The 24,623-nt window shown below is 64.3% G+C and carries 17 protein-coding genes, 1 tRNA gene and 1 pseudogene; 15 read left to right on the top strand and 4 right to left on the bottom strand.

The features are described from left to right. Nucleotide 1 precedes the first annotated feature (1 nt). Together ACZ6Z4_RS13935 and ACZ6Z4_RS13930 are read left to right on the top strand one after the other, a co-directional pair. Nucleotides 2–418, top strand: a complete 417-nt coding sequence (locus tag ACZ6Z4_RS13935; RefSeq protein WP_465562595.1) for a hypothetical protein — start codon at nt 2–4, stop codon at nt 416–418. 149 nt (nt 419–567) lie between these two features. Beyond that, nucleotides 568–653, top strand: a tRNA-Leu gene (locus ACZ6Z4_RS13930). Here ACZ6Z4_RS13930 and ACZ6Z4_RS13925 read toward each other — a convergent pair. Next, complete coding sequence (locus ACZ6Z4_RS13925; protein WP_465562593.1) at nt 635–2,416, bottom strand: recombinase family protein; 1,782 nt, start codon at nt 2,414–2,416, stop codon at nt 635–637. The two genes, ACZ6Z4_RS13930 and ACZ6Z4_RS13925, sit on opposite strands and share 19 nt — an antisense overlap. A 320-nt stretch (nt 2,417–2,736) precedes the next feature. On the opposite strand from ACZ6Z4_RS13925, the gene ACZ6Z4_RS13920 reads away from it, so the two are divergent. The 12 genes and pseudogenes from ACZ6Z4_RS13920 to ACZ6Z4_RS13865 all read left to right on the top strand — a co-directional run bounded on the left by ACZ6Z4_RS13920 (nt 2,737) and on the right by ACZ6Z4_RS13865 (nt 13,758). Next, the gene (locus ACZ6Z4_RS13920; RefSeq protein ID WP_465562592.1) at nt 2,737–3,825 is read left to right on the top strand and encodes a toprim domain-containing protein; all 1,089 of its coding nucleotides are present in this window, start codon (nt 2,737–2,739) and stop codon (nt 3,823–3,825) included. Nucleotides 3,826–3,890: 65 nt separating this feature from the next. Then, nucleotides 3,891–4,415: a hypothetical protein gene (locus tag ACZ6Z4_RS13915; RefSeq protein WP_465562590.1), complete on the top strand. Its 525-nt coding sequence runs from the start codon at nt 3,891–3,893 to the stop codon at nt 4,413–4,415. 175 nt (nt 4,416–4,590) lie between these two features. Beyond that, nucleotides 4,591–5,340, top strand: coding sequence for a hypothetical protein (locus ACZ6Z4_RS13910; protein WP_465562588.1), 750 nt, complete (start codon nt 4,591–4,593; stop codon nt 5,338–5,340). Between the two features lie 197 nt (nt 5,341–5,537). Further along, nucleotides 5,538–6,134, top strand: a complete 597-nt coding sequence (locus ACZ6Z4_RS13905) for a hypothetical protein (protein WP_465562586.1) — start codon at nt 5,538–5,540, stop codon at nt 6,132–6,134. Between the two features lie 77 nt (nt 6,135–6,211). Next, nucleotides 6,212–7,063 carry a CHAP domain-containing protein gene (locus ACZ6Z4_RS13900; RefSeq protein WP_465562585.1) on the top strand — a complete coding sequence of 284 codons (852 nt, stop codon included), beginning with the start codon at nt 6,212–6,214 and terminating at the stop codon, nt 7,061–7,063. Between the two features lie 45 nt (nt 7,064–7,108). Then, nucleotides 7,109–7,429, top strand: a complete 321-nt coding sequence (locus tag ACZ6Z4_RS13895; RefSeq protein ID WP_465562584.1) for a DUF6112 family protein — start codon at nt 7,109–7,111, stop codon at nt 7,427–7,429. A 4-nt stretch (nt 7,430–7,433) separates the two neighbouring features. After that, nucleotides 7,434–8,699, top strand: a complete 1,266-nt coding sequence (locus tag ACZ6Z4_RS13890; protein ID WP_465562582.1) for a hypothetical protein — start codon at nt 7,434–7,436, stop codon at nt 8,697–8,699. Then, nucleotides 8,696–8,968, top strand: a complete 273-nt coding sequence (locus ACZ6Z4_RS13885; protein WP_465562580.1) for a hypothetical protein — start codon at nt 8,696–8,698, stop codon at nt 8,966–8,968. The genes ACZ6Z4_RS13890 and ACZ6Z4_RS13885 overlap by 4 nt, the downstream gene beginning before the upstream one ends. A gap of 21 nt (nt 8,969–8,989) precedes the next feature. Then, nucleotides 8,990–10,123, top strand: a pseudogene (locus tag ACZ6Z4_RS13880) (SCO6880 family protein); the annotation flags it as partial. Nucleotides 10,124–10,461: 338 nt separating this feature from the next. Then, a complete protein-coding gene (locus tag ACZ6Z4_RS13875) occupies nt 10,462–11,580 on the top strand; it encodes an ATP-binding protein (RefSeq protein WP_465562579.1) in 1,119 nt (372 codons plus the stop codon). 2 nt (nt 11,581–11,582) lie between these two features. Continuing rightward, entirely contained in the window at nt 11,583–13,349 is a 1,767-nt protein-coding gene (locus tag ACZ6Z4_RS13870; RefSeq protein WP_465562577.1) for a type IV secretory system conjugative DNA transfer family protein, read from the top strand. Then, complete coding sequence (locus tag ACZ6Z4_RS13865; RefSeq protein ID WP_465562576.1) at nt 13,336–13,758, top strand: hypothetical protein; 423 nt, start codon at nt 13,336–13,338, stop codon at nt 13,756–13,758. The genes ACZ6Z4_RS13870 and ACZ6Z4_RS13865 overlap by 14 nt, the downstream gene beginning before the upstream one ends. A gap of 575 nt (nt 13,759–14,333) precedes the next feature. Here the strand turns inward: ACZ6Z4_RS13865 and ACZ6Z4_RS13860 are convergent. Next, complete coding sequence (locus ACZ6Z4_RS13860; protein ID WP_465562574.1) at nt 14,334–15,893, bottom strand: hypothetical protein; 1,560 nt, start codon at nt 15,891–15,893, stop codon at nt 14,334–14,336. Nucleotides 15,894–16,703: 810 nt separating this feature from the next. After that, nucleotides 16,704–19,673, bottom strand: a complete 2,970-nt coding sequence (locus ACZ6Z4_RS13855; RefSeq protein WP_465562572.1) for an NACHT domain-containing protein — start codon at nt 19,671–19,673, stop codon at nt 16,704–16,706. A gap of 286 nt (nt 19,674–19,959) precedes the next feature. Between ACZ6Z4_RS13855 and ACZ6Z4_RS13850 the strand changes: the two genes are divergently transcribed. Further along, a complete protein-coding gene (locus tag ACZ6Z4_RS13850; RefSeq protein WP_465562570.1) occupies nt 19,960–20,289 on the top strand; it encodes a hypothetical protein in 330 nt (109 codons plus the stop codon). Nucleotides 20,290–20,465: 176 nt separating this feature from the next. On the opposite strand, the gene ACZ6Z4_RS13845 is transcribed toward ACZ6Z4_RS13850, so the two are convergent. After that, the gene (locus ACZ6Z4_RS13845) at nt 20,466–24,503 is read right to left on the bottom strand and encodes an NACHT domain-containing protein (RefSeq protein WP_465562568.1); all 4,038 of its coding nucleotides are present in this window, start codon (nt 24,501–24,503) and stop codon (nt 20,466–20,468) included. Between the last annotated feature and the right edge of the window lie 120 nt (nt 24,504–24,623).

Below are 24,623 nucleotides of genomic sequence, written 5' to 3'. Positions count from 1 at the left end.
CATGAGACTCCCGTTGCGCGTGGTCCTCTGGCTCTACATCGCGTTCAACCTGCTGCAGGCCCTGGTCCTCACGTTCGACCCCGCCCTCACCGACCGCGCCTACCGCGGCGGCGAGATGACGCCGACCCGCCACTTCCAGTGGTACGCCGTCGCCGGCTACCACGTCCTGATCATCGCCGTCACGATCATCACGATGACGCTCCAGCGAGCCACCGACCGCCGCAAGTTCATCATCGTCAACGCCCTGATGTACCTGCTCTGGGATGCCACCTCCCAACTGGTCTACTGGGGCCCCGAGATCGGCATGGCCACCACCGATCTGATCACCAACGCCGGCGTCAGCATCATCACCGCCGCCATCCTCTTCGCCGTCGCGTACTTCGACCGAGACCCCGCCCCAACGCCGGTCACCCAGTAGCAAAATCCCGCCTTACCAGCCCCGATCCCACCCGCCCCACCAGCCCCAACCCACCCCTCACGACACCCCCGACCCCCCGATGTGAATTTCCCCCACAACCTTTGCTACTGTTCTCCGGTCGGCGCCGCTGAGAAGCGGCCAGACCACCTGTCCGGGTGGCGGAATAGGCAGACGCGCTAGCTTGAGGTGCTAGTGCCCTTTACGGGGCGTGGGGGTTCAAGTCCCCCCTCGGACACCGACCTTAACCACACACGGGCTGATGGAGACATCAGCCCGTTTTTGGTCGTTGTCGTAGACGATCGCCAGTCCGAGTGCCTTGTAGAGCTCGGCGAGATCCATTCGATCCGCGCTGTCCAGGACCCGAGCCATGTCGCCGAACTCAGCGATCATCTGTCTGACGTCATCGGCTGTCAGCCGCTGCGCCGGCTTGATCGCGGCCATCGCCGCCTCAGCGGCACGCTTGTCCAAAGCCGCGGTGTTGTACTGACTGGTCAAGCCGTCGGGGTCCCACCCAGCTTCGAGTGCACGCTGCAGCCGCTTCATCGTCGCTTCAGCCTCAGCGATCCGCCGACGAGCGACCGCCATCTGCACTTCGCTCTCGTCTTCGTCCTCTGCACCGACGAGGGCGTCCACCGTGGTCTGCAGATGCGCAGGGCTGAACAGCTCGGCGATCCACCTATTGATCGGACGCGTGAGGTGCTCCTCGCGGACGTACACCGTCGGAGGATGCTCAAGGGCGATTCGGGTCTCCGGCAGGAGCGTCCGCGCGGCACACCGGTAGAAGATCGCGTGGCTGCGGGGAGCCGCCTCCATCTTCCGTCCGCACTGCGAGCAGCGAATCGTCGACCGAAAGACACAGACGCGCTTCTCGGTGACTCTGTTCCGCTCACGCTTCGAGAAGTTGGTGGGTCCGGACCCTCGCCGTGACCGCAGCACCAGTTGCACCCGGGTGAAGTCCTCGACTGAGACGATCGCCGGGTGAGCAGGCTCCCGCGACCGGACGATCTTGGCCTGCGCCGACCGCCGGAACTGCACAACGTGGCCGGCTGCGACGTCATCGGGGTCGAGCAGCTCCTCGACCTTCTGCCACCGCCCATAGATGGCGTACCCGGTGTAGCGGGGGTTGTCCAGGATCGCCCGCACCGTGCTGTGCTGCCAGCCGTCCATCTTGCGGTGCCGATTCTGCGACGGCGTATGGGCCGACGGGCATGGCACATGCTCGAAGTTGAGCACGGCAGCGATTGCCTTGATCCCGAGCCCCTCGAGATACAGCCCGAAGATCCGCTGGACGACCGGTGCCGCGCCCTCATCGACTGCCAGCACCCGCAACCGATATCCCTCCTGCGCCTTCCGTGGATTCGGATGCGGCCCAGCGTCAACCACGACATACCCGTACGGCGCCCGGCCGCCCTGGTGCTTCCCATCGATCAGGACCTGAGCAGCCATCGCGGCCCGAGTCCGTTTCTGCACATGCTGCCGCTCACTCTTCGACAGCCCACCGGTGATGGTCATCGCCATGTCGTGCACCGTGTTCTCAGGGTCGAATCGACCTCCGAGGCTGGGAATCCACAAGGCAGCCCCGAACCGATCGAACTTCGGCCACGTCAGACTGAACTGGTTCCCATACCAGCACCGTGTGGCCTCACCGACCACCAGGCCGTCCCACTGTCGCCGTGAATCCTTCAACGCGGCAAGCACCTGACTCGCCTGCGTCCGCCGCTCCCACGGCAACGACCGAGACTCCCCGATGTCGAAGTACTCCGCCACGATCGTCCCGCCCAACGGCTCGACAAACCGCTGCGCCTCACCCAACTGCCACGCGTGCGACGTCCGCGGGTCCTGGTTGTCCTCGGTCGAGCACCGCCCGTAGAACGCCAGCCTCCCGATGCCGTCCCCAGCCGCCGGCGCAGCCTCGATGGCCTCCAGCCCGAGCAGGTCATCCAGCGTCTGCCACTGCCCGCCGTCCCCGTCGCTCAAGATCCGCTTCCCTTCGTCCATCCTGCCGCCCCGCACGTCTGCCGGACTCCCAACCTCCTACAACAATCCGGCACAACACACGAGCCGCCTGTGGACAAAGCACCAGCGGCTGGTCCGGCACTCGCACCTCTAGGGGTGCCCCCAACGGCTCTAAGTCTGTTTCCTCCGATCGTCTTGGGTCCATGACGGATCAACGATCGAGCCAGTGCCCGCCCGCGCGCTCTAATCGCCCGACCGGGACTCCTGGAATGAAGATTCCCGGTTCTTCCCAACCGTTCCGTGCCGGACGTTGGTAGCCCAGCGCCGTTGGGCGCCTTTGTCGGCTGCGAAGGACGGATGGAATGAGTCGGTTCTCCAACGCACCGGTCACCAAGGCATGGCGAATGATCGAGGCCCATGCGGAGGCGACCCGGTTCTACCGCAGGGAGTTGCTCGTCAGGCGTACCCACTGGGCGAAGGCTCACCTTCAGGTGCGCGGGCTTGGGCAGGTGCTTGAGCCTGGGTCGCGGTGGAAGGTGGGTTACGCGCCGGAGGGGTGGGCGCATCTGGTCGAGCACTTGCGCCGGAGGGGATTCGAGGATCTGGAACTGGTGGAGTCGGGCCTTGCGATCGTGGCGCGTAACGGACACCTGATCGATCGGTTTCGCGATCGGATCATGTTCCCCGTCCATGGATCGGATCTTTCGCCGGTCGGGTTCATCGGCCGCGGGCGTGGCGGGCGCCCCAAATACCTGAACACATCGTCGACCATGGTTTACCGGAAGTCTGATGTTCTTGTTGGTCTCGCGGAGCAAGAGCAGCAGCTGGAGCGCGGGGTCGTGCCGGTGCTTGTTGAGGGGCCACCGGATGCGATCGCGGTAGGCCTGGCTAGTGGGCAAGATGCGCGGTGGGCTGGAATCGCCCTTTGTGGAACGTCGATCTCAACGATTCAGGCCCAGATGCTTCGCATGACTGCCAGTTCTGACACTGTGATCGTGGCTTTGGACGGCGATCGGGCGGGGCGCGCTGCGGCAGTTCGTAGTCTCCCGACCTTGGCGGCGGAGTTCCCCAAGGTTGTCGTGGCGGACTTGCCGTCCGGTGAGGACCCGGCCTCGTTGCTGCGCTCTGCCGATGGTCGTAGTCGGCTCCGCAACGAACTGACTTCCACCCGTCCGTTGGTCAGCTTGGCCATCGAGCTTGAGCTCGGCCGATGGAGTCGGGTTCTCGATCACGTGAACGGCCGAGTCGGTGCTCTGCGGGCAGTTGCGCCGCTAGTCCGCAAGATGCCGGCAGGACTCGTGGCGGAGGAGGTTGCCCGTCTTGCCAGGACCTTGGACCTTGGCGCTTCGACGGTGACTCGTGAGGTCCTCGACGTCCGCGCACGACGTCGAGCTATCAGGGGAGGGCCGGCCCTGGCTACCTACCCGGAACCTCAGACGCCGGAACTGTAGGGGGAGAAGCTGCAACTGGCGTCCGGTAAGGTGTGAACCTTCGTGGTCTGGGCCACCGTGTTGCAGTGAGAACGTACTTTCGCGAGCTCGCGGGCTGGCAGGTCGCTGTCATCAGCGGCGTATCGTTCGGGGTCTTGTTCGCACTGGTCGTCCGGTATGCAGCAGTTGAGACCTGGATAGCGGCGTTGGTAGCCGGGGTGTTCACTGGACCTGCCTTCGGTCTGTGCATGGCTCTCAGTCGTCAACGGGAGCGGCGCCTGCTGGAAGATCTCGATCTGGCGAGTCTGACGCGCGAGCAGAAGCGGGCAGCGCGGAAGGCGGCATGGCGAGGCCCGATTCCTGCCGATCCGGTGGTCCGTACGGCGGCAGTGGAGTTAGCGCGGGTTCAAGCCGGCAGGGTGGAGTCTTGGTGGTTCCGGGTGCTGGCTGCCGTGATGCTGGTGGTCGAGGTGGTTGCCTCGGTGCTGAACATCATCGACGGTCGCTGGCTGCAGACGATCCTGACCGTTGCCGGCGCGCTGCTCTTCGGGGCGTGCCTGTTCCAGTCCCGGCACTTGCGGCGGCGCATCGCGGCGTTGTCGGTGGACTAGCTCTGCGCGAATTGCACATTCCTGCAATTCCTGCGACTTCTCTTGACTGCTGCTCCGTGACCATCCGCTCCTGACGAATTCCAGGAATCCTGGAGCCCGTCGTCCAGGTTCTTTCTCCACGTTCCGATCGCGAGATTTGCCTCATCAGTAGTCGAGGATCGCGAATGGAGCAGGAATGACTGTCGAACTTGAGCAGCTTCTGAGTGCAGTGGTCGAGTCGGGCTGGGCCGTGGGGCCGGCGGATCGGTTGGCGCGGGGGATCGAGGAGCGGATCGTTGCCTCGGTCCCCAGCCGCACCAAGGCGGCGTTGGGTTCCGAGGAGGCCGAGCAGCGAGCTCGGGTGATCGCCTGGGAGCGGTGCAGAAGCCTTGCGGTGACTCGGCCGGCGGGTGGCGCGACGTGGGGCTATCTCGCAAATGTCGTCCGGTGGCGACTGAAGGACGCGGTTCGGGCCGAGGCGCTGCGTCGTGAGCGGCACCCGATCGTCCAGGTCGTTCCTGACCGGATGGACGAACGGCGTCCGACGGCCCTGGGCCGGCATCTTGACCTGATCGCCGCAGAGCTGCAGAACGCAGGGATGCCTGCGCGGATGGCCCGGCGGCTGATCTTGCTGAGTACCGAGGGGCACCGCCTCGACCGGTCGGCCATCCGCTCGAGGCTGCAGCGGGCAGGCCTCCCGTCGAGCCAAGCGGAGGGGGTGGCGTGGCTGCTGCGTGGCGGCGCGGCGAATCCGTCGGCGCTGGCGCGCCTGGTCAAGGGACAGTCGCCCGACGAGGTCTTCCAGGACCGCGTCGTCCGTAGGTGGCTGCAGGCGGCGGCCGGTCGGGACACGGCATTCTCCGGCGGACGCACCGGAGCCAGGGGAGTGATCACCCAGTTCTCGGTTGTCGAGCCACCGGCGCCGGGGCTGGCTCGTACGGCGTAGTGCAAACCGCCGATCGCTCAGCCGTTGAGATCGCATGACGACTTCTCGGTCCCGACGTACTCACTGGCTTGTCCGGTACTACCGCTGGCAGGCCCGGCTCTACCTGCGCGTGCTGCGCGCTCTGTGGATCATCCCGACCCCGGTCGAGGCATCCCTGCAGCGGCGGCTCGCGCGGCGACCCGGAGGTGCAAACTGACATGGCAACGATTCTTCGCTGGAAGGGCCTGATCGCGGCGGTCGTCGCGGCAGGCGTGGTCGTGTTCGCGGTCGTTGTTCGCTGGCACGGCGAGCCAGACTCGCCGCAGGGTACTGATCCCCAGGCGACGGCGGCAGTTGACGACGGGCCGGCTCAGCTGGAGGCGTGGCGCCGGCCGTCGACCACGGATCCGAAGGTGTACGCGACGGCGTACGCGGCCGCGATCTGGACCTACGACACGGGCCGGCACGTGTACTTCGACTGGCAGGACGCGGTGAAGCTCTTCGCCGATCCGATGGATTCCGGCGGCCCACGGATCGCGGCGAGCATGCTGCCCGACTTCGGGCAGTGGGAGCAGTTGCAGTTGCACGGCAGCACGGCGACGGCTACCGGGGTGACCGCTGTGACGACACCTGAGCTGGTGAGGCTGGAGAGCGGTCCGCAGACGCCTCCGGGTTGGCACGGCTTCGTCGTCCGCGGGCAGCAAGACGTCGAGGTCGACGGACGCCCGCGGGTCGCTCAGCGGTCGGTGACCGTTGCCGTTGTCTGTACGCCGGAGTGCCGATTCTGGTCGGCAACGACCGAAGGGCCACTGTGATCCTGAAGGCTGCCGCTGCGTGCCTCGCGGCTGCGGTTGCTGTCGTTCCGGCGGTGGCAGTGGGCAGGGGAGGGGTGGTGACGCCGGACTGCGCGCTGCCACCAGGTGCTGGGCCGGGGCTGGACGCGGAGCAGCGGTCGAACCTTGCGGTGATCGTTGCTACCGGCGCCCAGTTCCAGGCCGGTGCCGACGGGCAGGTCATCGCGGTGATGACCGCGATGACCGAGTCGTCTCTGCGGAACGTCGCGCACGGCGACGAGGCCGGCCCCGACTCGCGCGGGCTGTTCCAGCAGCGCAACGGGTGGGGACCGCTCGAGGTGCGAATGGATCCGGCCGGCGCATCGGGCCTGTTCTACACGGCGCTGCTCAAGGTGCAGGGCTGGCAGGACATGCAGCCCTGGCTCGCTGCGCAAACGGTGCAGCGCTCGGCGTTCAGCGACGGATCGAACTACCGTGCCAATTACCGCCGCGCGGTGGAGCTCGTCGGCTCCGCCGACGGCGGGCTCGCCTGCGGGTCAGAGCCTCCGCCGGGCGATGCCGCAGGCCTGCCGGGCGCGGAAGCTGCGATCGCGAGAGCGATGAGTTTGGTCGGACAGTCCGGCTACTACCAGCTGTGTGCCCGGCTCGCCGCCAACATCTGGGGCCGCCCGCGGGCGGGATACGCCTCCGCTTCGGAGCAATGGTTTCGGATGGTTGCGGCCGGCAACGCTCACCGCGATCGTCAACCGCCACCGGGCGCGCTCGTCTTCTGGGCGACCGCGGGCCCGTACGGGCACGTCGCCGTGTACGTCGGCAACGGCCGCATCGTATCCAACGACATCGGCGACCAGTTCCCTGGCGAGGGCGGCGTCTACCTCGTCGACCTGGCCGCCGTCGAGACCACCTGGGGCGCGACGTACCTCGGCTGGTCACCCCCGATCTACTCCTGAACCAGAACAACCTCCCGACCCCCGCGGCCGGAGAAGGGTCACACGATGCTCAGCTTCATCGCGCCGATGCACAACAGAATCATTGCCATCGCCTCACAAGATCCCGGCGTCAGCCCGAACTCGAACGGCCTGCCCGGTTTGCCCGCGCTCAAGCAGATGGCCGGCGCACTCGTCACCTTCGGCCTGATCGCTTGCGTCGCCGGCCTGGTCATCTCGGCGGCGGCCTGGGCACTCGGCGGCATCAACCAGAACGCTCACATGGCAGGGCGCGGCAAGGTCGGCTGCCTGATCGCGGCCGGTGCCGCGATCCTGATCAGCTCGGCCAACAGCATCATCCGGTTCTTCATCGGCATCAGCATCGGTTGACCCGATGAGCTGGTCGGACTGCCTCATCAACCCTGTCAGCTGCGTGGTCTCCGACGTCGGCAACTCCGCGGCGAACTCGGTCTGGGAATCGTTCCTCAAGTGGACCGCCAACGGCCTGGGCGACCTCGCAGCAACGGTCTTCAGCACCTTCAGCACCGGTACGACGCCGCGTTTCGACCAGGGCTGGTGGACCAAGAACCTCAACCTCATAACCACGATCTCGCTGCCGATCCTCGTCGCCCTGTTCGTCCTGCAGTGCATCTCAGCTGTCGTCCACCGGGAGCCGCGCAAGCTGGGACGAGCATTGGCAGGTGCGCTCATCGGTACGGCGGGAGTACCACTGGCCGTAGCGGTGATCAGTTCATGCGGTGCGATCGCGGACGAGATCTCGCTCGCGATCCTGGGCAACGAGGCCACCGCAGATGGCATGAAGCGGCTGACCGACATCAGCACGCTGCTCACCGTGGCTTCGCTGGGCGGCTTCCTGCTGATCGCCGTACTGCTCGCACTGCTGGCGTTGTTCGCGCTGTACTTCGTTCTGCTGCTGCGCGAGGTGGCGCTGGTCGCGTTCGTCGTGTTCGCGCCGATCGCTATGGCGAGCTGGACTTGGTCGTCGACCAGGCACTGGCTGCGCCGATGGATCGAGGTCGTCGGAGCGCTGCTGTTCTCGAAGATCGCGATGGCGGTGGTCTTCGCGCTCGGCCTGTCCGCGACCGGCGCCGCGGACCAGGGCAACGCCCCAGCGAACTTCAGCACGTTCCTGGCCGGTGTACTGCTTGTCGCGATGGCTGCCTTCGCTCCGGCCGCCACGTTCTCGTTCATCCACTGGGCCGGCGACCAGAGCCATGCCGCCGCTCGCGCGATCCAGCTCGGCTCCGCCGGTACCACGGCCGCGCGCGAGGGCGTCGAGAAGGCACAGCACTGGGGAGCCGAGCACTTCGGCTCATCGCAGGACAAAGAAGAGGATCCCGTCGGCGGCGTGGATGCCGACCACGTCGCGGAAGACGAGGCGATCATCGACCGCGCAGAGGCCGACGCATCGGAACTGGCGAGCGACGCAGACCGGCCCAGTGGCGGCGATCGCTCCGACGGCGACGCCGAGGCCGCACAGACGAGTGATCAGCCAACTGCTGCCCCAGCACAGCGTGACGCCGGCGACGGCGCTACCGCGATCGCGATCTCAACCAGCGAGGTCTCCGTCGACGGCCCGGGCGTAGGCCAGGCGCCAAGCGACCCGTCAGACACCACCAACGGAGAGGACCGCGCATGACCACCCTGGCGACGCGCTTCCCCAGACCAGAACGCAACACCGTCCTGCTCGGACTCCGTCCCACCCAGGTCGCCCTCCTGGCGGTCGCGGTGGTCCTGGTCGTGCTGACCATCACCACCGACGCGGGCGGCGTGCGGATGGTCGCGTTCATCCTCGCGATCGGCTGCGCCCTGATCGCGCTGGTCCGCGTCGAAGAGCTGCCGTCGTACCGCTGGTTGCTGCTTCGGGGTGCGCATGTCGTACGGATCGCTCGGAAGCGGCAGTCCTAGCGTGCGACCTTCACGCGGCCGACGGCTCATGGATCCTTGCACCTGCCTGGTAGCGAGGGCGTGCTACGCGTCCTGGACACCGAGGCTGCGATTGCCGCGGTCCACGATCCGCGGCGTCGGCGTCTGACTGCGGTCGCCCGGATTGAGGGGCCGGCCCACCTGCTGCAGAACACCGACGAGCAGGATCGCCGCGTTACGGCGTACGGGCAGCTGATCGCAGGTCTGTGCCAGAGCAGCCGGATCGCCCGCGCTCAGATCCTCGAGCGGACGTTGCCGGATCCCGGCGACGGCCTGACCAGCTGGGCGCAGCAGCGTGGCCTCGACCCGAATCAGCCGGCCGGGGCGATCTACCAGGATCTCCTTCGGCACGCCGCTCCGGCGCCGGCCAAGCACGAGACGCTCTTCGCGTTCTCCCTCAACCTCGACGCCGTCGGCAGAGAAGTCCGCAAGCACGGCGGCGGGATCACCGGCGCTATGACCGTCCTGGACGCTGAAGCCCGCGGCTTCCAGCTCGCTCTCGCCGCCGCAGGCGTCGCCGGGTGTTGGCTGAACGCACCCGAGCTCGCGATGAGTCTGCGGGTTGCCTTCGACCCGGCGGCAACCCGCACCGTGCCGAGCATCCATGCGCTGGACCCTTCGGGTGCCGGTCCGCTCGCGATCGACGCCGGCTGGGACCAGCTCCGCACCGACTCCTCGCTGCACCGCGTCTACATCGTCACCGAGTGGCCACGGGTGAAGGCGACCGCCTCGTTCCTCGGGCCGTTGCTGCTGAAGCCCGGCGTACGGCGGACCTTCTCGCTGGTCCTCCAGCCGATCCCGATCGCCAAGGCGCTACGCGAAGCCCGCCGCCACCAGGTCGATCGCATCACCGAGCGGGCCACCCGCCGCAAGATCGGCCGGCTCGAAACCGAGGAGGATCGCCAGGTCGACGCGGACGTGGTCCAGCGGGCGAGGGACCTGGCCGCGGGCCACGGCGATGTGCGCTGGATTGGGCTGCTCGCCGTCTCGGCCGACACCGACGAGAAGCTCGACGAGGCGTGCACGGAGATGGAGATTGCTGCGGCACGCGCACTGATCGACATGCGCCGCCTGGTCGGTCAGCAGCTCGACGGCTTCCTCGCGACCACGATGCCGTTCGGGGCGGGGCTGCGATGAGGATCCGTGGACAGCGCGCCGTCGCGCAGTACGAACCCGCTGGACTCGACCGCGCGGCCCGCCGGGCCGGCCGCCGAGCCGCCGAAGCCCTCCGAGCCAGTTCACGCACGGACCGCAGGAGCGCGCCGGACAAGGATGAGATTGCTTCATCGACGGATCTTGAGCGACGTCCGTACGACGCGCGCCACAGGCTGCCGCTGCTGGTCGACGCGCACCGGGCGACGACCAGGATCCTGCGAATCGCCTACCCTTTCCTCGCTGAAGGCGGACTAGGGGCCGACGGCACCTACATCGGGTCCGACGTCTTCAGCGGCGGCTCGTTCGTCTACGACCCGTGGGTGCTCTACCAATCGAAGGTCATCACCAACCCCAACCTGCTGCTCGCCGGAGTTATCGGCAGCGGCAAATCCACGACAGCGAAAGCGTTCATCACTCGCTCGATCGCCCTCGGCCACAGCGCCTACGTCCCCTGCGACCCGAAGGGGGAATGGAGCGCGGTCGCCGAAGCCGTCGGGGGAGTCGCCATTCAACTCGGCCCCGGCCTGCCGACGCGCCTCAACCCGCTCGACGCCGGCACCCGCCCGGCCGCCGTACAGGCTGACGAGTGGCATAAGGTCGTGTGGTCACGTCGCCGTGCTCTGCTCGGCACCCTCGCCGAGTCCACCCTCGGGCGACCGATGAGCGCCATCGAGCACACCTCGCTCGACCTCGCCCTGGAGACTGCGACCGCCGCCCGTGCCGTCCCGACGATCCCTAACGTCGTCGCGGCGCTCTTCGGCCCCGACCCCGACCGCGCCCAACGACTCGGCCTCCAGGCAGCAGCTGTCGGCGACGACGGCCGGGAAGTCGCCCACGCGATCCGGCGACTGGTCCACGGCGACCTATCCGGGATGTTCGACGGTCCGTCAACGACCGAGTTCGATCCCGCCTTGCCGATGGTTACGCTCGACTCCTCCCGGATCGGCTCCGGCGGCAACGACCACGCCCTGCGCCTCGCGCTGGCCTGCGCGTCGTCCTGGATGGAAGCCGCGGTCTCCGACCCCGCCGGCGGTCAGCGCTTCATCGTGTACGACGAAGGCTGGCGCGTCATGCGAGACCCAGCCCTCCTTCGGCGGATGCAAGAGCAGTGGAAGCTATCGCGCGCGTGGGGAGTCTCCAACGTCCTCATCATCCACCGCCTGTCCGACCTCGCCGCAGTCGGTGACCTCGGCTCCGAAGCACGCGCTCTCGCCGAAGGCCTGCTCGCCGACTGTTCCACCCGCATCATCCTGCGCCAAGAACCCGACCAGCTCGCCCGCACCGCCACCCTGCTCGGCCTCACCGACGTCGAGATCGCCACCATCGCGAAACTCCCCAAAGGCCGCGCTCTCTGGCGCCTGCCCGACCGGTCGTTCGTAGTCCAGCTCGTGCGCCACGCCCGCGAGGTCGAACTCTTCGACACCGATGCGCGGATGTAGCGATGGCGAACAAGACCTCAGGACTCACCACCACGGACTTCGGCATCCTGAGCCTCCTCGCCGCGGCAGGCGCAGCGCTGACGCTGCGCACCGTCGGCGGCCTGTGCAGCCTCATCACTACCGGCCACTGGATCTCCACCCCCGCCGCGTCAGCTCTCGGCGTCCTGATCGACCCCGCACACCCTGCCCTAGTCTTCGGTCTGCCCCAGGAACCATTCGGACCGGTGCTCTACTGGGCGATCGTCGCGGTCATGGTCGCCATACCGCTGACCCTCGGCGCCCCCTACTCACAGTTTCGCCAACACCACGGCGCAGGCACCCGCAGCCGAGCCAGACGCCTCGCCGCCCGTCCAGGGCTGGCCACCCGCGCCGACGTCCAGCACGCCGTCGGACGCCGCCAGGTTGTACGCCGCGGCCGCGCCGCCCGACCAACCATCACCAAACCCCAACCCGGAGATGTCGGCACCCTCATCGGCACCTCCCACGGCCGCGAAGCCTGGGCCTCCGTCGAAGACTCCGTGATCGACGTCGGCCCACCACGCTCCGGCAAGGGCCTCCGCCACATCATCAACGCCATCCTCGACGCCCCCGGCGCCGTCGTCACCACCTCCACCCGCCCCGACAACCTCGTCGCCACCATCGGCCTCCGCGAGAAGGTCGGCCCGGTCGCAGTCTTCGATCCCCAAGGCCTCGGCAAAGTCGAAGGCCTGCGCTGGTCACCGGTCCGCGGCTGCGAAAACCCCACCACCGCCATCGTCCGCGCCGCCGGCTTGGCCGCCGGCGCCGGCTTCGCCAAAGGTGGCGTCAGCGACGGCGCTTTCTGGCACGGGCAGACCGAGATGGCCCTGCGCGGCCTCCTCCACGCGGCCGCCCTCGACGACACCGGTATCGACCGTCTCTACCGTTGGGGCCTCGAGCCAGCCTCGGCCATCGAGGCCGTCACTATCCTCAACCACTCCACCGAGGCCGCCGAGGGTTGGGGCGACACTCTCGACGGCATCGTCCGCATGGACGGCCGCACCCGCGACGCCATCTGGGCCGGCGTCCGCTCCGCCCTCTCGGCCCTAGCCGACCCCGCCGTACGTCGAGCCTTCGACCCACCACCCGGCGAAGGCCTCGACCCCAAAACCTTCCTCGCCGACAACGGCACCATCTACCTCCTCGGCACCGGAGCCGGCGCCAGCGCCACGTCGGCCTTCATCGCCGCCCTCCTCGAAGACATCACCGAAACCGCCCGCCAAATCGCAGCCCACCAACCAGGAGGCCGCATGGAACCCCCGCTGTCCCTCGTCCTCGACGAAATCGCCAACCTCTGCGCCGTCCCGTCCCTGCCGTCCCTCATGGCCGACGGCGGCGGCTCCGGCATCTCCACCCTCGTCGTCATCCAGTCCCTGGCCCAAGCCCGAGACCGCTGGGGCGAACAAGCCGCCGCAGCCATGTGGGACGCCGCCACCCTGCGCCTCGTCCTCGGCGGCTCCGCACAACCCCGAGATCTCCAAGACCTCTCTGCGGTCTGCGGTGAACGAGACGAAGAACTCCGCAACTGGAGCCGTGGGCCGGACGGCGGGTGCACCTGGTCGACCAGCACCCGGCGGCTGCCTGTTCTGTCCCCGGACGTGATCCGGACGCTGCCGTTCGGCACCGGAGTCCTCCTGGCCCGTACGGCGCCGCCGATCCTGCTCAAGCTGAGACCGTGGACGGACAGGCCCGACGCCCAAGCGATTCGGGAGAGCATCCGAGCGAACGGCGGTCGCGGTGTTCAGCGGTGACGCCTTCGCCGACCTCGATGAATTCTCCGATCCGGCAGTCGTGCGGTGGCGGGACCTCTCAGACCCGTCCGTCCTGAAGGCCGAAGTCGACAGACTCCAACTCTGGACCGACTGGGTGATCCAGCGATACCTGCTCGACCACAAGATGATCCCAACGTGCTGGTCGCAGCACGGCAGCCTCATCGAGGAACTGTCCGCACTCCGCACCCTTTGGGAGGGCTGCTTCCACGACGAGGCATCACCCTCAGAGCCCATCACCTTCCACCGCGAGCTGGACCTGGCACTCCGCCGCCTCCGCGAGTGGACGTCCCGCCTCGGCTGCTCCCGAACAACGCACCGGCCCGAACGGCATACCGACTCGCACGACCAACGGCAGCGCGGCGGCGCCGAAAGCCAGCACCTCGAGTAGCAGAGCCCGGATGGCAGGACACCGCGATTGCCCGGTCTCTGACCCGCGGCACGAACGAGTGATCGACTGGAAGGTTGTTGCGGTTGTCACTGTCGGCTCGGCCCGAAGCGCGCCTTCCAACGAACGAGGACAAAAAGGAAAGGCAAACGATTGACCGACTTCCTGGCTCAGCCGCTGACCACAGCTCGGTCTGGGACGCCGTCGAGCAGGGCCGGCTCGCGCGGAATCTCGCTGGTGATGTGGCGAGTTGGCATGCTGCGATCTTGAACCTGCGCTTCACCGAGACGAGCGAACGCCCTGACGACGGCGCCTGGTACCGCGACCCGGCTCCGTACGTCGAGCTGCATATCACGGCGCGCCGGACCGAGGCCGCCGCCTCCACATGTGGGCGCGGGAGTCTGACGACCTCCACGTCGACAGCGGGGGCGGGCACCGTAGCTTCTGTTGGAGATCCCCAAAACCGTCGTACCGCACAACAAAACTGCTGCGGCTACACGCCGTGCCTTCGACATTTTGTCCTCCCCTCAGTGGGATCGGAGGCTGCGATGGCGTGATGGGGATAGCATCTCGGTGAGTCACGCCATATCGAACTGTCGTCGGTGAGTGGCAGCGACCGTCGCGCCGGCGAAAGCGACAGCCAGGCCGAGTGGCACGCCGACGCCGCTCGAGGCGATCGCGAGGCCGATCCCAGCCAGTGCTGCAGCGGCGCACCGGTCCGTCGTTGCCTCGGGGATTATCCTTGCTGGAAAACCAGAAATCGTATAGGCGACACCAGCCAGCAGAGCCAATGTCCACGAAATGATGTCGAAGAACTCAAAATATCTCAGCGCAAATACAATCGTTGCAGCGAGGGCGACTATTCCTACGAGGCATCGCAGTATCGGCCATCGCGCCTGCACTAACAGTTCTTTGAGAATCACCAAAGGGGTAAGGCCGAGGATCGCCGCCGTCACGTAGTAGTTTCGCGATGTTATGTATATTGACGCACCAATGACGGAGGCAAGCGCGGTGCTAAATACTGCCGCTAGCCAGAGACGCCGTCGCCGAATCAATATGATTCCGACTGTGCCCAAGAAGATCATCAGTGCGGCGACAACTGTGGTCGTGGCGCTTCGCGCCTCGACGCGCCACACGATCGCGCCGTAGTCGTCCGCTGTCGTCGGCTCGACAAAATCTCTGTAAATCACCGGAGTGGAGGCATGTAGGGTAGCGACGCCCAAAGCGGTGAGAGAGATTCCGACGAGAATTCGACTGCGAGATGGCGTCAAGATTCGGGCGACGCGTCGGGGGACTCGGAGGCGCCGAATGGTCAGAACTGTGTCCAAAGTGAGTTGGAGCGTCACTCCAAGGCCGGCACCCGCCAGCAACCCGCGGCTAACCAGAGCTGCTTGCGCCTGCTGGTCCGTGACTGACACAACGGCGCCGGGCCAGCCCACGAAGACCGCATCTGGGTCAATCTCGGGTTCGTCCGACGAGAGGTAAGTCGGCCGCAGATCGTAGTCTTCTTCGATCGGATCATCAGGAGGGGTGAGATAGTCGTCTGCGACTGGTCCGATCTCGCACGGAACGTCGCGGTTCGCAGTCCGGCCGACGACGGTGAAGTCCGGAGCGGCTTTAGAAGCAAGGATGCTGGCTCCCACGGGGAGTTGGATGCTTTGACTGGCATCCGCTGCCCTGCAGGTGTCTGGTGGGCTGGGAGATGGCCCGGAAGTTGCTCGAAGCTTGGTGATGAATTCAATGCTCGGCATGCGCAAAATCTCAGTCGTTGCGCCGCCGCGCTCCCAGCGATCAGCATAGCAACTGACCGTCCCGGCGCCGCCATCGATATTGGGAAATTCCAGAATTTGAGTCGACGCCCCTCGCCAAGCTGATGAGGGTTTGATCCAAGAGGGCAAGCCAGTCGAGGTTATTTGTCTCGGGCGGCCTGTGTATCCAATACATTCCTGCTCAAAACCAACATAACGTCGCGTCTTGGCCTTCTCAATGATGATCCAGACTTTTCCAGCAGGGGGAATCTCTATCTGAAGCTCCGCTCCTTCTGAGGTCGCGTTGATGTCGGCTGACAGTCCGCCGAATACGCCGGCGGCAGAAACTTCATTGGTTTCAGTGATTAAGGTGAATCTACCGACATCCATCCCGTCAATCGATTTGGAGGGGGTGAACAACGGTCCGGCGAGAAAGATTGTCCCAGCAGCGAGGATAGACAGGATCGCGATGCGCCCGAATGGCAGCGACGAGGCACGAGAGGGACTAGACCTTCGCTTGCGCCCCGCTAGCGCGGAAGCGCTTTGACGTGCCAAGCGTGCGGATGCAGCCCGACCTGGTCGGCGCCTGGCGCGATGCTCCCGCGCTTGGGGCCGTGCACGACCGATCGACCTCTCGGGTTTGTTGCGGCCAGGCGGCAGCCCCTCTGTCAACCTCTTCGCCAAGTGACTCAATGCACGCTGGAACGGACCTGCAGTCTTCACTCACGCCCCCCGGCGATGGATTGCCCGCAACGGGCTCGATAGAACGAACCGCCGCCCTTACTGCATCTTTGCCAGCCGCTAGGTCTTTGCATAGTCCTCAACGAAACAGCGCGCTCCACACCCGAGCGGTGCGGCGCTGACGTGGCCCGCGAGGTGCTACTTGTCCCTCGCGCGCTCTGGACGGGCACGATCGTGCGACCGGCCACACTCTCGAAGCCCACCGCATCGAGAAGACCCGCAGAGAGCGAAAATCGATCAACTAATGCCTGTACCCGCCAGGCTGCCTTTGCTCCTATCCGTGGTGCAGGTCGTGGTGCGAAACGGTCGAGAAGCATGAGAATCCTGGTCGGTGGTGACAGGGGCCGCGCAACCAGAAGGGCCTCATGCAAGCGGGCGACACGCTGAGTGTCCTCCTCGTAATGAGAAGGACACCCGTTGGATGGACTCGAGCTGGCAACTTGGCCTGGCGCACTGTCTTCAGTACAGCCGTCTCTCCAACTCGCGCATCAGATCGGGATCGATTTCGACAGCGATGGCTGCGCACTCGCGGGCAAGTTCGAGGGCGTACTGTGAGCCCGAGGCAAGACAGGCCCGCAGGACTGCATCCGAGTCGGCGTCACGCATCTGCGCGTAGAAGACGATGGTCTGCCGCCACCAAGGGTCGTCGACAGCCTCGGTCAGCACTCTGACTAGGCCGCCACTGCCGCGGCTTACCCACGGAACGGGGCGATCTTTGTCCACGATATGCCGCGCCGCCAGATAATCCGCGAAGGAGCGATGCGCGAACGCGTAGGTTCGATCCCCGCGTTCGACGATCAAGCCGGCAGTTGCCTCGATGTCGTGGAGCAGTTGCTCCGGTGTGATCGACAGCAGCTCCGGGCCCCCGCGTTCGACGTTCAAGCTGGCGGTTGCCTCGATGTCGTGGAGCATTTGCTCCTGCGTGACCGACGGCAGATCCGAAGCTTCCGCCAGGGCGGCAACCGCGTCAATGCGGCTGATGACGTGGGCCCGGCGCACCATCATCGCGAAGGCCAGCCGGTCGATCACGCGCGCACGCCACAGAGCCGAGATCGACGACTCGGCCCGGCGCTCGAGCATGAAGGCCATGATCTCGGCGTACAAGTGGGCAATTTGCCCCGGCAGTGCGCCCCGGTATTTGTGGACGTTGGCCATCATAATGACCAGCAACGGGTTACTCGTAAGATCGTAGAGGGCCGGCGTCGCCGTCACGCGATCCCAGAGGTCGTCGGCGAGCCTAGCCGACTGTAGCCGTACGTCCGGCCGATCGGATCCGTAGCTATACCGTTCGATGGCAAGGTACCTGGCATGGATCAGCTTCCTCGCCCGGTCTGGAGTGAAGGGTCGGAGCTGAATTACCGTGGCGTTCTGCAGCGGCGCTACGTGATATTCGACCGGACGAGACGTAATCACGAAGCGGTTCGTCGGATGGCTAGCGATGGTGCTCTTTAGCCATTCCATGGCAGAAGCCCGCTGGTCCGGACGGACCTCGTCGAGGCCGTCGATGAGGACCAGGCATCTCCCGGCAGCCAGTTGCCGGTACCACCATCCGACCGGCTCTGTCGATTGCATGTTGGGAGCGCTGAGTTTGGCAAGGTCCGGCAGACTGGGGGCCTCTCTCCAGTTGGCGACATCGCGGGCCGTCAGTGTGATCGGTATTGATCGGTGCCGCCTACGGGGTCCGGCCAGGTCTGAAGCCAGCCGATGGAGGAGCGTGGTTTTTCCGCTGCCGGGGCCACCGAGAACGACCAGCACCGGAGGCTCGTCAGCGTCCAGGTAACTCTCGATGGGATGATCGTCCGCCTCGAGCCCAGCCAGCTCGGGTTTGACATACGTCTCGGCCAGCGTCAATGAGTGCTCTCCGACGGTCACAAACCCTTGCATGTCGACATACTGGAAGCGTGCAGCCGTGTAGCGCAGGTAGTCACGCTCGTATCTGGTGCTGAGAAATTCGAGCAGGCGCGCTGCTCGGGTACGGGCCCAGGATGCTCCGACTGGGGTCGCTCTAGCTACGTCAGCCCGTCGGCTCGCGGCTAGGAAGGTCGCATGTCGCGTGGCTAGGGAAACGAACCGCTCCGCCGGTACGTCGTAGTAGGCGGCGTGTTCCATGGCTACGGTGATGTGGCCGGACAGGGAGGTGCATCGGGCCCACTGGCTGCTGTGCCGGGGATCGTCCGGGAATCGCCGGTCGAGCAACGTGACGGCGCGTTCTGCCCATTCTCGGGCGTCGGCGAACTCCATTTGCAGACGTGTTGCCATGGCGACGAGTCGGTGGATACGAACATGACGGCCGACGAGGCGATCCATGAGGCTCGCATCGATGAGGGGTCCCTCTACCGGTACGACGTCGGTCGATGCAGGCAGGGCCGGCTCGGAGAGGGCGAGCTCTAGATCGATGTCGTCGGTGTCGAGGAAGCTGCACAGCCGCAGAACGTCCAGGGCAGCTGGTGACTCCCGTCGCAATTGATCGTTGTGCAGTAGCCAGGTCGTCGCGACGCTGTGCGGATAGCCCTGAACCTGACCCGCCAGTAAGCGGCCAGCCTCGTCCCGATCACGATAGACCTCCAAGAAGGCTGGAATTGCAAGCTCGTAGGCCTCCAGATAGCTCGCGGCTTGGGCCAGCGCGATGGGTAGATCGCCGAGAGCCTGCGCGAGTTCACCGGCTGCAGCGGGATCGTAATCAGCCACCCGCAAACGCAGGTAATGCAATGAGTCGCGGCGGTCGAAACGCACCAAGGCGACTTGCGTGGCAATGCTGCTCCAGCCGTGGTTCCGGCTGGTGATGATCGTGTGACCAGCGCCTGCCGGAAGCCACGGGCGGACGTCGTCGGCGCTTCGCGCGTTGTCGAAGACCAGCAGCCAGTCGCTACGACCGCTCAATGTTGTTAGCACGTCGGACGGGCGACCTTCTCCGTCGGTCCCGACTGCGAACCCGAGCGCGACCATATCCTCCAAGAGCGTAACTTGGGCATCCGCGTGCACCCACCAGACAACGCGGTACCGCCCCTTCACGTACGCGCGGTGGGCGAACTCGAGGGCGAGTTGCGATTTGCCAACGCCACCTAATCCGCGCAGCGCGGTCACGGCCACCGGGCCTGAAGACAACGCGCGCCGAAGCGTCCGCAGGTCATGTTCTCGTCCCACGAAAGCGGGGTTGCGGGCCGGGAGATTCGTTGCGGGCGGCGTGGCTGCTCTGGCCGCCCGTCGCCGTTCCAGGACGGGCACTGCCACGGAGACGGCCAGAAGGATGAGGGTGGCCCCCCACATCCACCGCCAGTCGTCAGTCCAGTGCTTCACGCCGGCTGGGACTGCGTTAGTGGCGAAGTTGGTCGCGATTGCGAGCAGAGCGACGAAGAATGCGCCCGTCCCGGCCAGCCCGGAGACGACCTGGCTCGCCCGCTTGTGAGGCAGCAGTGGATCGACGCTCATGCCAAGACATGATGGCAAACATCGCAGCACATAGGTTAACGCGCGCAGGGTTCCTGTGGAGCATTCCGCTCCTGTCGCACTGCGACGATCTGCTGGCTCCCAGACGCGACCACGGTTTCGATCTGCTCGCCGTCGCTCCGGGTGGTGCACGCCGCACAGCTTCAAGGTCGGTGCGGAGTATCGCTACCCACGGAAGAACGGGGCCTCCACGATCGACTTGGCTGAGACGGAGATCCCTGCGGCGCACCGCGATCGCTGTCGGGCCCGCGGTGAACGCGGTCAACGGTTGGCTGATGTCACGGCTAGAGCGCCGATCGACCTGTCGTGGCGAGAGTCGTGGTTTGTGTCGATCCGGGTAGCCGGCGTCATCACCCACCGGCAGCGGCCCGTCACCGCCTCTGACGTCACCTTCATCAACCTCGAAGCCGAAACCGGCATTACCAACATCGTCGTCTCCATCGGTGCCTGGAACGCCATCGCCAAGCCGCCCGCAGAGCAGTCGTTGCCGTCATCACCGGCGGCGTCCAACGAACCCACCAAGTCGTCAACCTCAGCGCTGAACGTTTTAGCGCCACTCCCACTCGCCGCCAAAACCAAATCTCGCAACTTCCGATGATGTCGGCGACGGGGGTGTGAACCGCCCGGTGCGTTCCCCATCTTTCTTATCAGCGCAATTCCGACGGTGCACGCGACCATGTGGGGCGGGTGATGGATCATTTCTGTGACCGATTGTAGTCGAGCATGGAGCGAATTCAATCTCGTGGCGCGGCGAGCAATTAGTCGGCTGCTGCGTCACCATGGAATCGGATTCGCGCGAGAAGGTATCGACCCCAATTCCCTTCGGACATGAGTGAGAATCAAGCCCGCCGCCAAGGAGTCTCGATCCTGGATGGCCGTGACAAGTACCGAAGCAGCGAGAAATTGGGGATGATCTGGACGATCGACATCTCTCAGAAAGGATGGATGCTGGATGACATACCAGAGGTCTGGACTGTTCGCGCGCCGCTTGGCAGGTGCGGCCATTAGTAGGCTGGTTAGCAGTTCAGCTTCCTGCTTGTTTGCGACTTCTCCAAGGAGAATTTGGCAAGCGGCAATGAGGGCCCTGTATCCGGCAGCTCTAGTCATATTTGACAACTGACTGGGTGAGTTCGGGACTGGGATCGAGCTGCCAATAAGAGCCAAGCGACCAAGTGGCCACAAATCGTCGTCGGCGGTCCATCGCTCCGCTAAGGTGCGCGCGATCGCGAAGTTTCCGTATCTCAACGATGCGAACTCACCTATCCACTTTAGGAGAGCATGCACGCTAGCATCGTCGACAGCAGACTCGGGTAGGATCTCAAGCCATGAGGTCATGGCAAACCTGTCGGTTCCGCTAAGACGGCATAAAGAGCCGAGAGTGTCGAGCGGGATATCTTGCAGTTCTATGGGGCCGCCAGAGTCTACGAACTCGGAAAATGGATCGGTGTCCGGAGAAGCATTCTTCCTGCGCCGACTCTGAAGAGCGATACCCAAATCCCATAGCAGGACAGCTGCAAGATTGTCTCGCTGGGTCGAAGGTGCAAGGTCTGCGCAGGTCGCAGCTATCGACTTGCTGATGGTAAGTCTATTGTCACCATCTTCATCGCTCTGATCGCGGCCATCGTGAATTAGAGAACCGTGCCCTGCGCTAGCCAAGATTCCCGAACCGGAAATGCCGGGCCAGATCGGTATTGGCCACTCGATATCCTTACATTCCAGCAAAGGGCCGATGTGCATAATCTCCGAAACGACGTCAACCGCTTCCTCTGAGCTCCATCGAACCTCCGCAGCGCGCCAGTCGTTAGCGTCGCCCAATGCGCCTAGCCGGGCCGCTTGAGCAAGGTCCGCCAAGTGTGTGCGCACAATGTCGTCGGCTCCGTTGCTCACATGATTTGCGAAAGAGTCGGCATCTCTTACACAAGTCTGCAATGGCCACGAACTCGCGTGGATGAGAAACGGGAGTTGGCCGGGCATGCCGGAAAGAGCTTCGAGCGCCTCAGCCAGCGATATTGCAGAGGGCATTATGTTGTATCGTGCGACTGCCACGACAGCTTTCCAGTCGTCCGAGCGTACTGGGGTCTTCGCCAGTGCTTGCCAGGTGGCGACCATATCACCGAGTGGACGCAAGGCGATTCTCAATGTCGGGCTTTTGAGTATAGCCACAGTGAGAAAGTCGCCCTGCGGGCGTGTAATCAAAGCCAGACAGGCTTGAAGCCACTCAGGTACGCCATTATCGACCGGAACCCAGGCCTCACCTAGAATCGGGTCCTCGTCAAGCGGGTTCATTACGCGGAAGCTGAGCATGCTTGGCTCGTGATCCAGGATGCTGTCGCTAACAGCACGCAGAAGATGATCTGACTCGGCCGCTACGGCAAGGTCGATGAGTTGTCGTTGAAGCAGCGGACTTGCGGATTCGAGCACCTCCGCGAGTTCCGCACTTGCGGTGCTGTCTCCTGCTTCAGCGAGAAGGGCAAGCATCCAAGCTGAAGTAGCGCGGCCGCAGATTCCCTGAGTCGTCGCGTGCTGTAGGCCGCTCCGGAACTGCTCGCCGGCCCCAGACTGCTGGAGGCCCAATAGCCGCGGGAGTCCCGACGATGGCGGGCCAAGAAGCAATTGACACGCGCAAGCAGCCAGAATCTTTCGGAACGTTGGCTGAGTTTGTGTTATGCCCTGAGTTACAATTTCAAGTGCAAGCCAGCTACCCAGGCGAGCATTTTCTTGGACGGACGAATCGGCATTCAGCAGATCACAGAGGCTAGATACTACGCTACGCAACGCCTGACGCTCGGCGAAGATCTTACCAATCGAAAACATCAACGCATTTTGCCAATGCGAAGACATCGCGACCCGATAGAGTGCGTCTAGAACCTGGTCTTCAGGGAGTTCCAGGAGCCGCTCGCCAGCCATGAATTCCTGTAGTGAGCGAATCTCAAAGCCAATGCCCCCCGACCGAATGACCGTCAAGAATACCAGTCGGTCGGTGGTCAAGGTCATTATCCGCCCGGTCAGGTCTGCAAGTTCAGATCCTATGTGCCCTTGGGCTCTGAGTCGATCGACAACCACTTGCTGAAGATCTGCTTGGCTAAGGAGGCTCTCTGTATCCCCTGCTTGCTCAGATCTGACCTGGAGATTGTATCCAGCTTCATAATGGATGGCATTGATATCGCTCTCAAATTCGTTCAATATTTCGGCTAACTGACCGCCTTTTTCTTGTTCCCGCTGGTATATTACTCTGTAATACTGAGAGAATAGCCGCCAGCGGTCTTTAGGTGCTTGTCCTTGACGCTCAAGGAGAAGAGCAAGAATTGTTACTTGAAGAGGAGTTGCCATTAATCTTGATGTCGCTTCCTCCATGGCAGCCTTGGCTAGTCGGCCAGTGGTGCGCCTAAATCTCTCCGAGTCGCGTCCGAGCTTAAGCGCTAGAAGGTTCGAGGCGTATTCGAGCGCCGTTGCAACAGGAAGTGGTGCGAGCTGGTAGTGAATGTATCGTCGCGGATCGAAGTCATTGTTGTAACCCTGAGGTCGCGTGGTCGCAACAACCACAACATCTGCACTAGATGAGGCCGCATCGATGAAAAAGTCCCCAATCTTTTTCATTAACATTTCACGATTACTGGAAGCAGGCACCTCGTCCAGTCCGTCGAGGACGACGAGCCAAGGGTAGCTGCGCAGCCAGCGACGCATCCCGTCGGGTCCTGGCGCATGACCGGACCGTTTCGATACCAGATATGCCAGATAGTTCATTAGTGTAAGGTCTGGATCTGCTGCGATGCTGTCCGCAAAATCGGTAAGGACGATCCGGATCGGCCAACGGCGGGCCGCTATTTCAGGCAGTCCGATTGATCGAGCGTGGTCCATCACTCGAGAAGATGCCTCGGCTGTGTCGGGATCGCGCATGAGAAATGTGCCACTAAGAAACTCCGCACGGTAGATCTGGCACAGGAATTGGCCGACGGTGCTCTTGCCCTGGCCTGGTCCGCCGACAACGACGATCCGCTCGTGAGACCGCTGATCGCCCGCGCGCTCGAGTCGGCTGCTGCTCTCATTTGCCGCCACTATCAGCCTCGAGACGATGCCAGGGTTTTCATCCGCGCTGCGTGATGCGTATATGGCTCCTTGTAACGGGAGATCGATGAAGACCTGATCGATTCGAAGGTTGGATTCGTCCACTGACCCAGCCTGAGAAAGGTTTAGGCCTATGTCGTCCCTGAGGGATTTTGCGACGTATCCCAGAAGTCCGTCGCGCAGTTGAAGTTCTGACGCGTTATGATTGTCAAGTAGATCGCTGAGCACATCGCCCGGGGTGATCCAGGCGGCGTAGGCTCGTCGAATATCAGGGGCATCGTCGAGGAGTAGTCGCAGAGAATCCCAGTGCCAAATCTCAATGGTCGTGTCGAGAGAGATCTTCTTGCAGTGCTCTGTGAGATCTTTTCGTAGTTTATCAATGCCTTTTCCTGCAACTGATGACAGGATCACATTGGTAACGGCAAGAAAGTGTTCAGGCCTTTTAGAGCGTGTGCTGTCGGAGGACACCCATCGGTCGAATTCGGACTTTAGTTCCCTGAGGAGCCAGGCCGCATTTTTTCGTGGCTCTGACGGCCGCACGCAGAACTTGGCCTGGACTACTCCGTATCCACTCCATTGTTTGGGAAGCCGCGAGCCTTCGCCGACCAGGCCCTCCCATGTCGCCTCACGGCCACCGTCCGGACCGTCTCCATACGCTTCGGTGCCGGTGCCGATGAAGTGTTGGAACAGTGTTTGCGCGAGATGCTCAAACTCTCGCTCACCGAGACGATTGAGGTCGTAGTCCATGTGTATGTCCCCCCAGCAGCAGCAGAATTTGTCGATGCTACCGCCCAGCGGACCTGTACGAAACTAGGCGAGATCCGTTGCTTGACCGCGCGCCTCGAACACAGACCATGCTTCTCTGCG

This window comes from Kribbella sp. NPDC104740 (assembly GCF_055583505.1).
Note: the sequence above shows the minus strand (reverse complement) of the source record. Positions and strands in the feature narration are given on the sequence as shown.

Excerpts from the sequence above, each read along its gene's own strand:
- ACZ6Z4_RS13925 (WP_465562593.1), bottom strand. The coding sequence starts at position 2,416 with ATGGACGAAGGGAAGCGGATCTTGAGCGACGGGGACGGCGGGCAGTGG.
- ACZ6Z4_RS13890 (WP_465562582.1), top strand. The coding sequence starts at position 7,434 with ATGAGCTGGTCGGACTGCCTCATCAACCCTGTCAGCTGCGTGGTCTCC.
- ACZ6Z4_RS13910 (WP_465562588.1), top strand. The coding sequence starts at position 4,591 with ATGACTGTCGAACTTGAGCAGCTTCTGAGTGCAGTGGTCGAGTCGGGC.
- ACZ6Z4_RS13920 (WP_465562592.1), top strand. The coding sequence starts at position 2,737 with ATGAGTCGGTTCTCCAACGCACCGGTCACCAAGGCATGGCGAATGATC.
- ACZ6Z4_RS13935 (WP_465562595.1), top strand. The coding sequence starts at position 2 with ATGAGACTCCCGTTGCGCGTGGTCCTCTGGCTCTACATCGCGTTCAAC.
- ACZ6Z4_RS13845 (WP_465562568.1), bottom strand. The coding sequence starts at position 24,503 with ATGGACTACGACCTCAATCGTCTCGGTGAGCGAGAGTTTGAGCATCTC.
- ACZ6Z4_RS13895 (WP_465562584.1), top strand. The coding sequence starts at position 7,109 with ATGCTCAGCTTCATCGCGCCGATGCACAACAGAATCATTGCCATCGCC.
- ACZ6Z4_RS13860 (WP_465562574.1), bottom strand. The coding sequence starts at position 15,893 with ATGGATGTCGGTAGATTCACCTTAATCACTGAAACCAATGAAGTTTCT.
- ACZ6Z4_RS13870 (WP_465562577.1), top strand. The coding sequence starts at position 11,583 with ATGGCGAACAAGACCTCAGGACTCACCACCACGGACTTCGGCATCCTG.
- ACZ6Z4_RS13905 (WP_465562586.1), top strand. The coding sequence starts at position 5,538 with ATGGCAACGATTCTTCGCTGGAAGGGCCTGATCGCGGCGGTCGTCGCG.
- ACZ6Z4_RS13855 (WP_465562572.1), bottom strand. The coding sequence starts at position 19,673 with ATGAGCGTCGATCCACTGCTGCCTCACAAGCGGGCGAGCCAGGTCGTC.
- ACZ6Z4_RS13885 (WP_465562580.1), top strand. The coding sequence starts at position 8,696 with ATGACCACCCTGGCGACGCGCTTCCCCAGACCAGAACGCAACACCGTC.